Here is a 13,972-nt window from a genome sequence, read left to right on the forward strand (position 1 = left end):
CCGGTGGGTCAGCGGTCCCGGTGGGGTCAGCTGCCGTCGCGGTCCGTGGAGCCGCCTCCCGTGGAGCTGCCGCCGGAGGAGCCGTCGCCCGAGGAGCCGTTGCGGCCGGCGCCGCCGGTGAAGGTGTCGCGGAGCTTGCCGCCGACGGTCGCGGCGCCGCCGGCGACGTCCCGGAGCAGGCCCATCAGCGGGTCCTTGCTCTCCTTGACCGAGGTCGTGTAGTGCTCGGCGGCGGCCCTCCACTGCTCGCCGACCGAGGCGTCCGGGTCGTCCGAGCGGCGCGGGTAGGCGCCGGCCATGATCGAGCGGTAGTCGTCGCTCTCCGCCCACTTCTTCAGCTGGGCGACCCGGACCACCGCGAAGGGGTGGGTCTGCGGCAGCAGCTGGAGCACCTTGAGCACGCCGTCGCGCAGGTCGCCGGCCTTCTCGTACTCCTCGGCCTGCTCCAGGAAGGCGTCGACGTTCATCTCGGCCAGGTTGTGGCCGCCGGCCAACTTCATCAGGGCCCGCATGGACGCCTGGAGGTCCTGCCCGGCGAGCAGGCCGGCCCGGTCGCTGGACAGCTCCGCCTTGCGGAACCACTCCTTGAGCGCGGTGATGATCGCGGTGATCGCCAGGTTGCCGAGCGGCACCCAGGCGATCCGGGCGGCGATGTTGGTGAGGATCATCAGCATCGTCCGGTAGACGGCGTGGCCGGACATCGCGTGGCCGACCTCGTGGCCGATGACCGAGCGCAGCTCCTCCTCGTCGAGCAGCTCGACCAGGCCGCTGGTGACCACGATGATCGGGGTGTCGATGCCGATGCAGTACGCGTTGACCGTCGGGTCCTGGGAGACGTACAGGTCGGGGACCTGCTCCAGGTCGAGCACGTAGGCGGCGTCGCGCACCATGTCGTGCAGCTCCGGGAACTGGCGCTCGGAGGTCTTCACGGCGGTGGCCAGGAACATCAGCCGGATCGCCCGCTCGGACACCAGGCCGGCGAGCTTCTTCAGGATGTCGTCGAAGCCGGTCAGCTTGCGCAGCGCCACCAGGGCCGAGCGGTCCGCCGGGTGCTCCCAGGCTCGGGTGGAGATCCCGGGGAAGCGCTCGCGGCGGCGGCTCGGGGTCTTCGCGGTCGTGTCGGTCATGGTCTGAGTACCTCCTGGTCGACGGCGGCCGCGGCCCGCTGGGCCGCCCCCCGTTGGTCTTCGCCTGCAACGACTGTCTTTGCAACGCGCGTGGTTGCGTACTCGTCCCCGGGGTCAGCGTACGCGCGGTCCGCCGTGTGGGCGGCGGGCGGTGCAGGCGGGGCTCGGGGCCCGGCGGGCGTGCCGTCGGGGCCGGTGGGCGCCGCCGGTGTGAGGCCGGTTTAACCTGAGGCCTGGACGACCGAGACCGGACCCGGCCGCGGTACCGAGCAGTTCGAGGAGCCCCCGCAGATGTCCACCGACACCCTTGTCAGCCTGGCCGCGCCCATCTCCGACGAGACCGGTCCGGGCCTGTTCCTGCGGATCATCGTGGTCGCGTCCTTCGTGGGCATCGGCCTGCTGGTCTGGCTCATGGCCCGCGCGTTCAAGAACAACTAGGACCGGCCCCCGGGCGGCCGTCCCCGGCCCGTTCCGGGCGCTTCCCCCGGCTCGCGCTCACGCCCGGTCAGCGGCGGTGGGCCGCCGAGCGGTTGCCGTGTAACCCCCCGTACGATGACGGGTGGGCCCTCACCGGCCCGGAACCACCCCCAGGTCCGTTCACCGAGCCGAGAAGGTCCCGCCGACCATGAGCACTGCTGCCGCACTCCCCGTTCTGAACCTTCTCGCCGAGGGCGAGGGGGGCAACCACGACAGCCTGAACCCGGCGCTGACCGGTGGCGCCGCGCTGTTCATCCTGCTGGTCCTGCTCTTCATCACCACCCGTTTCAACCGGGACCGCTGAGCCCGCTCCTGGGGCCGCTCGGGGAGCGTCCGGCCGCCGGCCGGCCGCTCCCTCATGCATCCGGCGAGAACCCCCACCCGGCCGTTCCCGCACCGTAACGGGTGTCGCGTAAGGTGTGGCGGCATGGGAGAGCAGGCCGGGAATCCCGGCGGACCGGAACCGGTGAAGAAGCGCCTCGGCGTGATGGGCGGCACCTTCGACCCGATCCACCACGGCCACCTCGTCGCCGCCAGTGAGGTCGCGAGCGCGTTCCGCCTGGACGAAGTGATCTTCGTGCCGACCGGGCAGCCGTGGCAGAAGAGCGACCGCCACGTCACCCCGGCCGAGGACCGCTACCTGATGACGGTCATCGCCACCGCCGAGAACCCGCAGTTCTCGGTCAGCCGGATCGACATCGACCGCGAGGGCCCGACGTACACCGTCGACACCCTGCGCGACCTGCACGCGCTGCACCCGGACGCCGACCTCTTCTTCATCACCGGCGCCGACGCCCTCGCCCAGATCCTGTCCTGGCGCGACTCCGACGAACTCTTCTCGCTGGCCCACTTCATCGGATGCACCCGCCCGGGGCACACTCTGTCGGACGCCGGACTCCCGGTGGGCCGGGTCTCCCTGGTGGAGGTCCCGGCGCTGGCCATCTCCTCCACGGACTGCCGCGACCGGGTCGCCAAGGGCGAGCCGGTCTGGTACCTCGTCCCGGACGGCGTGGTCCGCTACATCGACAAGCGGGCGCTGTACGCGCCGCGCGGGGACTGATCCGGGAGCGGTGCATGACTGATCGCAACGACGGCCGGCGGCCGGAGGACTGGTCCACCGGGCAGTACCAGCAGCCGTACCAGGGCTACGAGCAGCAGCCGCCGCAGTCGCAGCCGCAGCAGCCGGCGCAGCCGTACGAGCAGCAGCCGTACGAGCAGCAGTACGACCAGTACGGGCAGCCGGTGTACGGGCAGGACCCGTACGGCTACCAGCAGCAGGGCTACCAGGGCTACGACGGGTACCAGCAGGGCGGCCAGGCCGGGCAGTCCGGGCAGGCCGGGCAGTTCCAGCAGCAGGCGCAGCCGTACGAGCAGCAGCCGTACGAGCAGAAGTACGACCAGTACGGGCAGCCGGTGTACGGGCAGGACCCGTACGGCTACCAGCAGCAGGGCTACCAGGGGTACGACGGGTACCAGCAGCAGGCGTACCAGGCCGCCGCGCCGGTCGCCGCCGAGCCGCAGTCGGAGGCGGAGACTGCCGCGCCGGTCGCCGCCGCCCCTGCTGCCGCGCCGCCGCGGCCGCGGGTGCCCCGGCCCGCCACGGAGCCGGCGCCGGCCAAGGCCGAGCCGCCGTCCGAGCAGGTCGCCGGGGCGCGGGCCGGGAAGGCCGGGAGCAGGGCGCCCAAGGACGGTTACACCACGGGCGAGTTCACCTTCGTCGACGAGGAGGCGGAGGAGACCGAGGACGTCATCGACTGGCTGAAGTTCGCCGAGTCCCGCAGCGAGGTGCGCGCCGAGCGCCGCCGCAAGCTGCGCAACCGGCTGATCGGCCTCGGTGTGGTGGTGGCGCTCGCGGCCGGCGGCGTCGGCGGCTACCTCTTCCTGACCGGTGACAAGCCGACCGCGGCCAGCGCCGCCGGCGGGCGCCAGGTCAACGTCGTCCACCTGCGCGACCTCCAGGGCAAGGTGTCCAGCGCGCTGCTGGTCAACGACGCCTCCGGGAAGAAGGGCACGGTGCTGCTGCTGCCCGACAACCTGCGGCTGCCCGGCCCGGGCGACCCGCCGGTCACGACGGTCGGCCAGTCCATGGACGGCATCGGCGCCTCGGCGACCCGGGAGGGCCTGTCCACCGTGCTCGGCGCCCCGGTGGCCGGCACCTGGCGGCTGGACACCCCGTACCTGGAACTGCTGGTCTCCCAGCTCGGCGGCGTCCGGGTGGACACCAACGCCGAGACCCACGAGGGCGGCAAGCCGGACGGCAAGCTGCTGTCCGCGGCCGGGAAGAACACCCTGCTCAGCGGGAAGGCCGCGGTCGCGTACGCCACGCTGCAGAACCCGGGCGAGAACCGGGACGCCCAGCTGGCCCGGTTCGGGCAGGTCATGGACGCGGTGGTGCGCACCATGCCGACCGAGTTCAAGGACGCCAAGGACGACGTGCACCGGATGAACGCGGTGCTCGACCCCTCGCTGCCCGAGGACGCCCTCGCCGGGGTGCTCGTCCAGCTCGCCCAGCAGGCGAAGGACGGCCACTTCGGCACCGCCGCGCTGACCGTCAAGCCGGACGGCAGTCTGGACGAGGCGACCGCGGGCAAGCAGGTCAAGGACGTGCTGGGCGGCACCGTGAAGTCCGCGGCCGCCGGGGACGCCCCGGCCCGGGTCGCGGTCCAGGACGCCAGCGGCAGCGACGCCGCGGCGGCCGCCGCGCAGGTCCAGATCGTCAACTCCGGCCTGACCTTCATCCCGGGCGGGGCCAAGGCCGCGCCCCAGCCCACCAGTGAGATCCGCTACACCGACGACGCCCGGCAGGGCGCGGCGAAGTCGCTGGCGACCAGCCTCGGCCTGCCGGACACGGTGGTGAAGAAGGTCACCGGGGACACCCAGAACGCGGACCTGCTGGTCGTGCTGGGCAAGGACTACCAGCCGCCGAAGGTCCAGTAGGGCGGTGGCCCGGGCCCGCGCGGCCCGGGAGCCCCGGCGCGGTGGCCCGGGCGGGCGCGGAAAACGGTTCCGGGCCCGCCCGGGCGGCGTGAGATCCTGGAAGGCGACCCCGGCCCCGTGCCGGGGCGCCCCAAAGCCGCCGAGCCGGAAGAACACCGTGACCGTCACCGACCACAGCCAGCAGCTCATCACCGTCGCCGCGCAGGCGGCGGCCGACAAGCTCGCGCACAACATCATCGCCTTCGACGTCAGCGAGGTGCTGTCGATCACCGACGCCTTCCTGATCGCCTCCGCGAACAACGACCGCCAGGTCCGCTCGATCGCCGAGGAGATCGAGGACCAGCTGCGCGAGCAGCTGGACATCAAGCCGGTGCGCCGCGAGGGCGAGCGCGAGGGCCGCTGGATCCTGCTCGACTACCTGGACATCGTCGTGCACGTCCAGCACTCCGAGGAGCGCTCCTTCTACTCGCTGGACCGCCTCTGGAAGGACTGTCCCGAGCTGCCGCTGCCCGAGGACGCCCTGGCCTCGCGCAACCGTCCGGACGCGCACACCGACGAGGCCGGCAACGCCCTCGCCCCCGCCGACGACTTCGGCAAGCCCGAGGACCTGCACTGAGCCGGGGTGCGCGCGGCCCGCGCATCGTCTTCTGGCGGCACGGCCAGACCTCCTGGAACCTCGAGTCGCGTTTCCAGGGCACCACGGACATCGAGCTGACCGGCCAGGGCGTCCTGCAGGCCCAGCGGGCGGCCCGGCTGCTCTCCGGGCTCCGTCCCGACCTGCTGATCTCCTCGGACCTCCAGCGCGCCCGGCGCACCGCCGCGGAGCTGGCCGAGGTCACCGGGCTGGACGTGCAGCACCACGAGGGCCTGCGGGAGACCTTCGCGGGCTCCTGGCAGGGCCTGACCAACGCAGAGATCCGGGAGCGCTTCCCGGAGGAGTACGAGGCCTGGTCGGCCGGCGAGCCGGTCCGGCGCGGCGGTGGCGGCGAGCTGGCCACCGAGGTCGCCGACCGCTCGGTGCCGGTGGTCCTGGACGCCGTCGGCAAGCTCCCGGAGAACGGCACGCTGGTGGTGGTCAGCCACGGCGGGACGATCCGCACCATGCTCGGGCGGCTGCTCGACCTGGAGCCGACCCAGTGGGAGCGCTTCGGCGGGCTGTCCAACTGCTGCTGGTCGGTACTCGGCCTGGGGGCGCGCGGCTGGCGCCTGCTGGAGCACAACGCGGGCACGCTCCCGCAGCCGGTCATCGGCGACGACACCTGAGCGGTCCCGGCGCGGACGGCACCGGGTGACGGCGCCGGGTGACGGCGCCGGGTGAAGGCACCGGGCGGCACCGGGTGAAGGCCCCGGGGCCGGTCCCGGTCCCGGCGCCGGTCCGGCGGGGGGTCTCCCGGGGCGCTCGGTGGAGTGCTTGGTGGGGCGTTCGGTGGGGCGTCGACCGGGGCCGGGGGAGCGGATTTCGCAGTTCCGGCCCTGACCAGCTAGAGTCTTCCTCGTTCGCAGGGAAGGAACGCGGCCCGGAAGGGAAGCGGGAGATCCGGTGAGTGCGGGGCTATAGCTCAGTTGGTAGAGCGCTTGCATGGCATGCAAGAGGTCTGGGGTTCAATTCCCCATAGCTCCACTCCGCATCGGCGGTCGTGGTCAGCCAGGGTCGCCCGTGTCGCGGGGCTATAGCTCAGTTGGTAGAGCGCTTGCATGGCATGCAAGAGGTCTGGGGTTCAATTCCCCATAGCTCCACAGTGGTTCGGAAGGCCGTCACCCGAGGGGTGGCGGCCTTCCGGCGTTCCGGGCTCCGCGCCTCAGGCCTCGCAGGTGTGGGACCAGCCGCCGGGCGGCAGCGAGTCGAGCAGCTCGACCCGCGCCCGGTCCTCCGGGGAGGCCGGCACGTACACCACGATGTAGCACTCGGGCACGCCCGGCATCGTCAGGTAGGTCGCGTTCAGCCGCAGCACGCCGACCTCCGGGTGGCGGAACACCCGCGGCCAGGCCTCCGGCGGCGCGACCTCCTGGCGGTCCCAGAGCTCCCGGAACAGCTCGCTGCCCGCCGACATCCGCTGCACGTGCTCCTCCCAGGCCGGCTCGCCCACGTGCTTGCCGTACGCGGAGCGCAGCACCGCCACCATCCGCGGCAGGGTCTCCTCCCGGTTCTCGCACGGGTTGCAGCACGGCGGGGCGGTCAGCATGCACCAGAGGCTGTTGAACACCACCCCGCGGGACGGGCGCATCCGGTCGGTGCCGAACATCGCGCGGTACGGGCCGTTGAAGCCCAGCACGTCGAACCGGGTGTTGGAGACCGCCGCAGGCAGCGGGGCCAGCGAGTCCAGGATCACCTGGATCGACGGCGACAGCTCCGGTACGGCCGGCAGCGCCCGCGCCGAGGCGGACACCCCGGCCAGCCGGAACAGGTGCTCGTGCTCGGTGCCGTCCAGCCGCAGCGCCCGGGCCACCGCCAGCAGCACCTGCTCGCTCGCGTTGATCGGCCGCCCCTGTTCGAGCCAGGTGTACCAGGTCACCCCGACCCCGGCGAGCTGTGCGACCTCCTCGCGCCGCAGCCCCGGCGTACGGCGGCGCAGCCCCGGCGGCAGCCCGACGTCCTCGGGGGTGACCCGCGCCCGGCAGGCCTTCAGGAAGCGGGCCAGCTCGGTGCGGCGGCGGTCGCGCCCGCCCGTCGCGGTGGGCAGTTCCTCCAGGACGGTCATGGCCCCATGGTGCCGCAGCCGGGCCCACCGATACAGGTGCTGCCAGTACCAGGATCGGCAGGCTCTAACCACCAGTACCGGCACGGCCCCAGGCTGGCTGCCATGACGGACCTTCAGATCCGGCCCGACGCGGCCGGACGCACCACCGGGGCCCCGGCGATCCGGCCCGGGCTGCTCCTCGCGCTCGTCCTGGGCGGGCAGTTCATGGCCGTGCTCGACCTCTCCATCGTCAACGTCGCGGTCCCCACCATCCGCACCGACCTGGGCGCCTCCGGCGCCGCCCTCCAACTGGTCATCGCCGGGTACACCATCGCCTACGCCGTGCTGCTCATCACCGGCGCCCGGCTCGGCGCCCGGTACGGCTACAGCCGGCTCTTCCAGCTCGGCCTGGCCGGCTTCACCGCCGCCTCGCTGGCCTGCGGCCTCGCCCCGACCACCGGCTGGCTGATCGCCTTCCGGCTGCTCCAGGGGGCCGGCTCCGCCCTGATGGTGCCCCAGGTGATGAGCCTGCTCCAGCGCACCTTCACCGGCGCCGCCCGCACCCGGGCGCTCGGCCTCTACTCGGCGGTGCTGGCCGGCGGCATGGCGCTCGGCCAGGTGCTCGGCGGCGTCCTGGTCAGCGCCGACCTGTTCGGCAGCGGCTGGCGGCCGGTGTTCCTGGTCAACGTGCCGATCGGGGTGCTGCTGCTCGCGGCCGGCGCCCGGCTGCTGCCCCGGCTGCCCGGCGACGCCACCCGCGGCTTCGACCTCCCCGGCCTGGTGGTGCTCGGCGCGGCCCTCGGCCTGCTGGTGGTCCCGCTCGTCCTCGGCCACGAGCTGGGCTGGCCCGGCTGGGGCTGGGCGATGATCGCGGCCAGTGTGCTGCTGTTCGGCCTGTTCGTGGCCGTCGAGCGCCGGGTCGCCCGACGCGGCGGACAGCCGCTGATCTCCGGGCGGGTGCTGCGCGCCCCCGGGCTGCGGCCCGCGGCCGCCGGACTGTTCGCGATCATGGCGGCCTTCGCGGGCTTCATGTTCGCCTTCGCCCTGCACCAGCAGTCCGGGCTCGGCCACACCGCGCTGAAGGCCGGGCTCTGCTCGGCGCCCGTCGCCGTCGGCTTCGGCCTGTCCAGCATGCACTGGCACCGGCTGCCCGGCCGGCTGCACCGGGCCCTGCCCGCCATCGCCGGGGCCCTGCTCGGCGGGGGCTACCTGCTGCTCGGGCTGATGCTCGGCGACGGGGCGGGGATCGGCGCCGCGCCGCTGGTGGAGATGGCCGGGCTCGGCCTGGTCGCCGGCTGCGCCTACGCGCCGCTGTTCGCCCGGGCGCTCGCGGGGGTGGCGCCCGAGGACGCGGCCGACGCCAGCGGCGTGATGGTGACGGTCATCCAGCTCGGGCAGGTGATCGGGGTCGCGGTGCTGGGCTCGGTGTTCCTCGGCCAGGTCGACCTGCCGGCGCCGGCCGCGGCGTCGGGGGCGGCGCTGCGGACCACCCTGCTGGTCGACGCCGCGGCGGTGCTGGTCGCGGCGGGCTTCGCGGCGCGCAGCCGGCGGGCGGTGGGGTAGCGGTGCGGTAGCGGGGGCGGCTGCTGGAGGGCGGGCTGGGCGCATGTTCGTGGCTGCGCGCCCCGGGTGGGAGGTGTACGCCCGGGGCACGGGTCGCGCGGGGCTCCCCGGGCGTGTGGTGCGGACCTCGGGAAACGGATTTCTGGAGCACGCCCCGGACCGTGTAAAGTAGTCGATGTCGCCGAGGGAAACGGCCGGAAACAACCGGGAACCACGGTGACAACGCAGGTCAAGGGGCTATAGCTCAGTTGGTAGAGCGCTTGCATGGCATGCAAGAGGTCTGGGGTTCAATTCCCCATAGCTCCACAGCAGTCGAGAGCCGCCTCCCGGAAACGGGGGGCGGCTCTTCGCCGTTCTGCCCGTGCCACCGGTCGGCGTCCCCGGAATCCCGCTACCGTCGTGCCATGGCCGATCTGGAGCGAAGGCGGAACGAGGAACTGGCCCGGATACTCCACCAGCTCGGCTGGAGTCCGGAACGGCTCGCCCGCGAGGTGAGCCTCGCCCTGCCGCCGGGCCTCGCCATCAGCTCCACCGCCCCGTACAAGTGGCGCGACCGCGGCATGGTGCCGCGCAGCCCGCACGACCAGGCCGTCTGCGAGGTGCTCAGCCGCACCCTCGGCATCGCCGTCACCTACGAACAGCTCTGGGGCCGGATGGGCGGCCACCGCGGCGCCAAGATCCTCTCGCCCCGGCTGCTCACCGACCCGTGGACCGCCGACACCGCCCAGACCGCGCTGCGCGAGGCCGCCACCGACGCCGGACCGGTCCGCCTCACCGACCTGTTCCGCGGCGCCGACCTCGACCAGGCCGCCGCCCGCCTCGACTCCCCGCCACCGCCCGTCGGCGGCGGCGAGGGCGCGCTGCGCGTCGAACCCGGACTGGTCGGCGAACTCGGCCTGTCCTACCGCAGCAAGCAGAAGCTCGAACGGGCCTGCGGCGGCGGCCTCGTCCTCGGCCCCGTCCGGGCCGAACTCGCCATGCTGGCCAAGCTTTTGGAACTCGGCGCGTACGACGAACGGCTCGGCCGCGAGCTGTACGGCACGGCCAGCAGACTCGCCCGGCTGGCCGGCTGGGCCGCGTACGACCTCGGCCACGACGCGGCCGCCCAGCGCGCCTTCGTCGCCGCGCTGCGCGCCGCCCACGTCGGCGGCGAGCCCCGGCTCGGGGTCGCGGTGCTCGGCGCGCTGGTCGTGCTCGCCACCCAGGGCCCCGGCGGACGCGGGCTGGACGCCGTCTCCGCGCTCGCCACCGCCCTGGACACCCACGGCGCCGCGCTCAGCCCCACCGCCCGGGCCCGCCAGTACGGCCGGCTCGCCCGCGCGTACGGCCGCCGGGGCGAGCCCGAGCGAGCCGAGGCCGCCGCCGCCCGGGCCTTCGCCGAGCTGGACGGCCTGCCCGGCGCCGAGGAGGCCCGGGCCGCCCTCGCCGGGATGGTGGGGGAGGGTCGGCTCGCGCTCGGCCAGCACCGGCTGGCCAAGGTGCTGCTCGCCGAGGCCGTGGCCGGGCTCGGGCCGGGGCGGGCCCGCTCCAAGGCGCTGCTGATGGTGCGCCTCGCCGAGGCCCACCGCAGGCTCGGTGACCAGCGGGAGGCGGCCCGCACCGCCGCGCTGGCGCGCTCGCTGGCGGCGGGGATGCAGTCCGAGCGGCTGGCGAAGGCGCTGCGGGAGTTCGACGCGGCAGGGCGGGCGGGCGCGCGGTGACCTGGCGTGGGGGCGCGGGGCCGTCGGTCGTCGGCGGTGGTCGGCGGTGGGGCGGCCGGGTGCGGGGCTGTCGGTGGTCGGCGGTGCGGCGGCCGCGTCGGCCGGGCGGTGCACCCGGGAGCGCGTCGACCCGCTTGCGGTACCCTGAGCCCATGCGAACCGTGCGCCTGCTCCTTAGCCGGCCGCGCTGACCAGGACCGGTTGAGCCCTCGGGCGGTGCCGGAGTCGGCGTGGCGTCCCCTCCTGCGAGGGGATTTTTTGTTTTCCGCCCCCGACCCCGTCCCGGGCCGGGTCCTCCGGGCCGGCCGCCTGTGCGGTTCGCCAACTGACATCGATGGAGCTTGAAGGACCATGAGCGAGACGACCCCTGCGTCCGGCGCGGCCGAGACCGTGACCGAGCCGTTCCGGTACAGCGCCGCGCTGGCGGCCGAGATCGAGTCCCGCTGGCAGGACATCTGGGAGAAGGAGGGCACCTTCCACGCCCCCAACCCCACCGGTGCGCTGGCCGACCCGGCGGCCGGCGACGTCGCCGCGAAGCCGCACAGCTTCATCATGGACATGTTCCCGTACCCCTCGGGCGCGGGCCTGCACGTCGGCCACCCGCTGGGCTACATCGCCACCGACGTCTTCGCCCGCTACCAGCGGATGACCGGCCACAACGTGCTGCACACGCTGGGCTACGACGCCTTCGGCCTGCCCGCCGAGCAGTACGCGGTGCAGACCGGCACCCACCCGCGGGTCTCCACCGAGGCCAACATCGCCAACATGCGCCAGCAGCTGCGCCGGCTGGGCCTGGGCCACGACCCGCGCCGCTCGATCTCCACGATCGACCCGGAGTACTACCGCTGGACCCAGTGGATCTTCCTGCAGATCTTCAACTCCTGGTACGACGCGGACGCCCGCAAGGCCCGTCCGATCACCGAGCTGGTCGCCGAGTTCGAGTCCGGCGCGCGTGAGCTGCCGGGCGGGCGCGACTGGGCGTCGCTGACCGTCGCCGAGCGCGACGAGGTGCTGGGCGAGTACCGCCTGGCCTACGCCAAGGAGGTGCCGGTCAACTGGTGCCCCGGCCTGGGCACCGTGCTGGCCAACGAGGAGGTCACCGCGGACGGCCGCTCCGAGCGCGGCAACTTCCCGGTATTCAAGTCCAACCTGCGCCAGTGGATGATGCGCATCACCGCGTACTCGGACCGGCTGATCGAGGACCTGGACCTGCTGGACTGGCCCGAGGCCATCAAGCTCCAGCAGCGCAACTGGATCGGGCGCTCCGAGGGCGCCCGGGTCGACTTCGCGGCACCCGGCGACCGGAAGATCACCGTCTTCACCACCCGGCCCGACACCCTGTTCGGTGCCACCTACATGGTGCTGGCCCCCGAGCACGGCCTGGTCGACTCGATCGTCCCCGCCGCCTGGCCCGAGGACGTGCCCGCCGAGTGGACCGGCGGCGCCGCCACCCCCGCCGAGGCCGTCGCCGCCTACCGGGCCGCGGCCGCCGCCAAGTCGGACGTCGAGCGGCAGGTCGAGGCCAAGGTCAAGACCGGTGTCTTCACCGGTGCCTACGCCGTCAACCCGGTCAGCGGCGCGTCCGTCCCGGTGTTCATCGCCGACTACGTGCTGATGGGCTACGGCACCGGCGCCATCATGGCCGTCCCCGCCCACGACCACCGCGACTTCGCCTTCGCCCGCGCCTTCGCGCTGCCGATGCGCTGCGTCGTCGAGCCGACCGACGGCCGCGGCACCGACCCGGCCGAGTGGGACGACGCGTTCGAAACCTACGACTCCGTCATCGTCAACTCCGCCCGCACCGAAGGCGACCTGTCGCTGAACGGGCTGAGCGTCGTCGACGCCAAGGCCGCCGCCACCGCCTGGCTGGCCGAGCGCGGCATCGGCGAGGGCACCGTCAACTACCGCCTGCGCGACTGGCTGTTCAGCCGCCAGCGGTACTGGGGCGAGCCCTTCCCGATCGTCTACGACGAGGACGGCGTCATGCACGCGCTGCCCGAGTCGATGCTGCCGGTCGAGGTCCCCGAGGTCGACGACTACTCGCCGCGCACCTACGACGCGTACGACGCCGCCTCCTCGCCGGAGACCCCGCTGTCGCGCAACGAGGCCTGGGTCAACGTCGAACTGGACCTGGGCGACGGCGTCAGGAAGTACCGCCGCGAGACCAACACCATGCCCAACTGGGCCGGTTCCTGCTGGTACGAGCTGCGCTACGTCGACCCGTCGAACACCGCGAAGGTCGTCGACCCGGCCAACGAGAAGTACTGGCTGGGCCCGACGGAGACCAAGCCGGCCGGTGGCGCCGACCTGTACGTCGGCGGCGCCGAGCACGCCGTGCTGCACCTGCTGTACGCGCGCTTCTGGCACAAGGTGCTGCACGACCTGGGCCACGTCTCGTCCGTCGAGCCGTTCCACAAGCTGTTCAACCAGGGCATGATCACCGCCGACGTCTACCGCGACGAGCGCGGCTTCCCGGTGCCCGCCGCCGAGGTCGAGGAGCGCGACGGCCGGTACTCCTGGCAGGGCGAGCCGGTCAAGCGCGAGGCCGGGAAGATGGGCAAGTCCCTGAAGAACGCCGTCGCGCCGGACGACATCGCCGACGAGTACGGGGCCGACACGCTGCGCCTGTACGAGATGTCGATGGGCCCGCTGGACGTCTCCCGCCCCTGGGACACCCGCGCCGTCGTCGGCTCGTACCGCTTCCTGCAGCGCCTGTGGCGCAACATCGTCTCGGAGACCACCGGCGAGCTGGTCGTCACCGAGGAGGAGCCGGACGACGCGACGCTGCGCGCCCTGCACAAGGCGATCGACGGCATCCGCGGCGACATGGCCGGGCTGCGCTTCAACACGGCCGTCGCCAAGGCCATCGAGCTGAACAACTACCTGGTCAAGCGCGGCTCCACGCCGCGCACGGTGGCCGAGCAGCTGGTGCTGATGGTCGCTCCGCTGGCCCCGCACGTCGCCGAGGAGCTGTGGCGCCGCCTGGGCCACGGCGAGTCGCTGGCGCACACCGACTACCCGGTCGCCGACCCGGCGTACGTGGTGGACGAGACGGTGACCTGCGTGGTCCAGATCAAGGGCAAGGTCAAGGCGCGGCTGGAGGTCGCGCCGGGCATCTCGGACGCCGAGCTGGAGGCGCTGGCGCTGGCGGAGCCGGCCGTCGTCGCGGCGATCGGCGGGGCCGAGGTGCGGAAGGTGATCGCGCGGGCGCCGAAGCTGGTGAACATCGTCACCGGCTGAGTGCTGCCCCGGGAGTGACCGGGCGGGCGTCCTTCGGGGCGCCCGCCCGGCGTTTTCGGGGGTTCGGTGTTCGTCGGGGCGTTCGGGCGTTCGGGGGTTCGGGCGTTCGGGGGTTCGGTGTTCGGTGTTCTCCGGGGCTTTCGGGAGGGTCGGGGGCCCTCGGGGAGATCCCGGATCTGACCCTGATCTCCGTTCGCCGGGGCCTCTCGGGCTGCCCCCGGGCGGGTTCCGGCGGCTACCGTGGAACCCT

The 13,972-nt window shown here is 73.4% G+C and carries 11 protein-coding genes and 3 tRNA genes; 12 read left to right on the forward strand and 2 right to left on the reverse strand.

The genetic code is table 11. The features are described 5' to 3' along the window. Positions 1-26: 26 nt before the first annotated feature. Positions 27-1,127 (reverse strand): M48 family metallopeptidase, encoded by a 1,101-nt coding sequence (locus tag ACZ7RU_RS00455; RefSeq protein ID WP_470338751.1) that lies wholly within the window; start codon positions 1,125-1,127, stop codon positions 27-29. 291 nt (positions 1,128-1,418) lie between these two features. On the opposite strand from ACZ7RU_RS00455, the gene ACZ7RU_RS00460 reads away from it, so the two are divergent. The 8 genes from ACZ7RU_RS00460 (at position 1,419) to ACZ7RU_RS00495 (ending at position 6,278) form a co-directional block, all read left to right on the forward strand. After that, positions 1,419-1,565 carry a hypothetical protein gene (locus ACZ7RU_RS00460; protein WP_470338752.1) on the forward strand — a complete coding sequence of 49 codons (147 nt, stop codon included), beginning with the start codon at positions 1,419-1,421 and terminating at the stop codon, positions 1,563-1,565. 187 nt (positions 1,566-1,752) lie between these two features. Next, complete coding sequence (locus ACZ7RU_RS00465; protein WP_359910967.1) at positions 1,753-1,908, forward strand: hypothetical protein; 156 nt, start codon at positions 1,753-1,755, stop codon at positions 1,906-1,908. A gap of 123 nt (positions 1,909-2,031) precedes the next feature. Then, positions 2,032-2,664: a nicotinate-nucleotide adenylyltransferase gene (nadD, locus tag ACZ7RU_RS00470; protein WP_470338753.1), complete on the forward strand. Its 633-nt coding sequence runs from the start codon at positions 2,032-2,034 to the stop codon at positions 2,662-2,664. Between the two features lie 14 nt (positions 2,665-2,678). After that, entirely contained in the window at positions 2,679-4,541 is a 1,863-nt protein-coding gene (locus ACZ7RU_RS00475) for an LCP family protein (protein WP_470338754.1), read from the forward strand. 157 nt (positions 4,542-4,698) lie between these two features. Beyond that, a complete protein-coding gene (rsfS, locus tag ACZ7RU_RS00480) occupies positions 4,699-5,157 on the forward strand; it encodes a ribosome silencing factor (RefSeq protein WP_387748248.1) in 459 nt (152 codons plus the stop codon). Beyond that, positions 5,154-5,804 carry a histidine phosphatase family protein gene (locus tag ACZ7RU_RS00485; RefSeq protein ID WP_470339293.1) on the forward strand — a complete coding sequence of 217 codons (651 nt, stop codon included), beginning with the start codon at positions 5,154-5,156 and terminating at the stop codon, positions 5,802-5,804. Before rsfS ends, ACZ7RU_RS00485 begins: the two co-directional genes overlap by 4 nt. A gap of 285 nt (positions 5,805-6,089) precedes the next feature. Further along, positions 6,090-6,162: transfer RNA gene (locus ACZ7RU_RS00490), tRNA-Ala, on the forward strand. Positions 6,163-6,205: 43 nt separating this feature from the next. Next, a tRNA-Ala gene (locus tag ACZ7RU_RS00495) sits at positions 6,206-6,278 on the forward strand. A 62-nt stretch (positions 6,279-6,340) separates the two neighbouring features. Here the strand turns inward: ACZ7RU_RS00495 and ACZ7RU_RS00500 are convergent. Then, positions 6,341-7,240 (reverse strand): helix-turn-helix transcriptional regulator, encoded by a 900-nt coding sequence (locus tag ACZ7RU_RS00500; protein ID WP_470338755.1) that lies wholly within the window; start codon positions 7,238-7,240, stop codon positions 6,341-6,343. A gap of 102 nt (positions 7,241-7,342) precedes the next feature. Between ACZ7RU_RS00500 and ACZ7RU_RS00505 the strand changes: the two genes are divergently transcribed. The 4 genes from ACZ7RU_RS00505 (at position 7,343) to leuS (ending at position 13,722) form a co-directional block, all read left to right on the forward strand. Next, a complete protein-coding gene (locus tag ACZ7RU_RS00505; protein ID WP_470338756.1) occupies positions 7,343-8,782 on the forward strand; it encodes an MFS transporter in 1,440 nt (479 codons plus the stop codon). A 233-nt stretch (positions 8,783-9,015) separates the two neighbouring features. Beyond that, a tRNA-Ala gene (locus ACZ7RU_RS00510) sits at positions 9,016-9,088 on the forward strand. Between the two features lie 98 nt (positions 9,089-9,186). After that, entirely contained in the window at positions 9,187-10,482 is a 1,296-nt protein-coding gene (locus ACZ7RU_RS00515) for a hypothetical protein (RefSeq protein ID WP_470338757.1), read from the forward strand. Between the two features lie 351 nt (positions 10,483-10,833). Then, complete coding sequence (leuS, locus tag ACZ7RU_RS00520) at positions 10,834-13,722, forward strand: leucine--tRNA ligase (RefSeq protein WP_470338758.1); 2,889 nt, start codon at positions 10,834-10,836, stop codon at positions 13,720-13,722. Positions 13,723-13,972: the final 250 nt, after the last annotated feature.

The organism is Kitasatospora sp. NPDC114501 (assembly GCF_055633695.1).

Excerpts from the sequence above, each read along its gene's own strand:
- ACZ7RU_RS00505 (WP_470338756.1), top strand. The coding sequence starts at position 7,343 with ATGACGGACCTTCAGATCCGGCCCGACGCGGCCGGACGCACCACCGGG.
- ACZ7RU_RS00460 (WP_470338752.1), top strand. The coding sequence starts at position 1,419 with ATGTCCACCGACACCCTTGTCAGCCTGGCCGCGCCCATCTCCGACGAG.
- ACZ7RU_RS00500 (WP_470338755.1), bottom strand. The coding sequence starts at position 7,240 with ATGACCGTCCTGGAGGAACTGCCCACCGCGACGGGCGGGCGCGACCGC.
- ACZ7RU_RS00465 (WP_359910967.1), top strand. The coding sequence starts at position 1,753 with ATGAGCACTGCTGCCGCACTCCCCGTTCTGAACCTTCTCGCCGAGGGC.
- ACZ7RU_RS00455 (WP_470338751.1), bottom strand. The coding sequence starts at position 1,127 with ATGACCGACACGACCGCGAAGACCCCGAGCCGCCGCCGCGAGCGCTTC.
- ACZ7RU_RS00515 (WP_470338757.1), top strand. The coding sequence starts at position 9,187 with ATGGCCGATCTGGAGCGAAGGCGGAACGAGGAACTGGCCCGGATACTC.
- ACZ7RU_RS00475 (WP_470338754.1), top strand. The coding sequence starts at position 2,679 with ATGACTGATCGCAACGACGGCCGGCGGCCGGAGGACTGGTCCACCGGG.
- leuS (WP_470338758.1), top strand. The coding sequence starts at position 10,834 with ATGAGCGAGACGACCCCTGCGTCCGGCGCGGCCGAGACCGTGACCGAG.
- nadD (WP_470338753.1), top strand. The coding sequence starts at position 2,032 with ATGGGAGAGCAGGCCGGGAATCCCGGCGGACCGGAACCGGTGAAGAAG.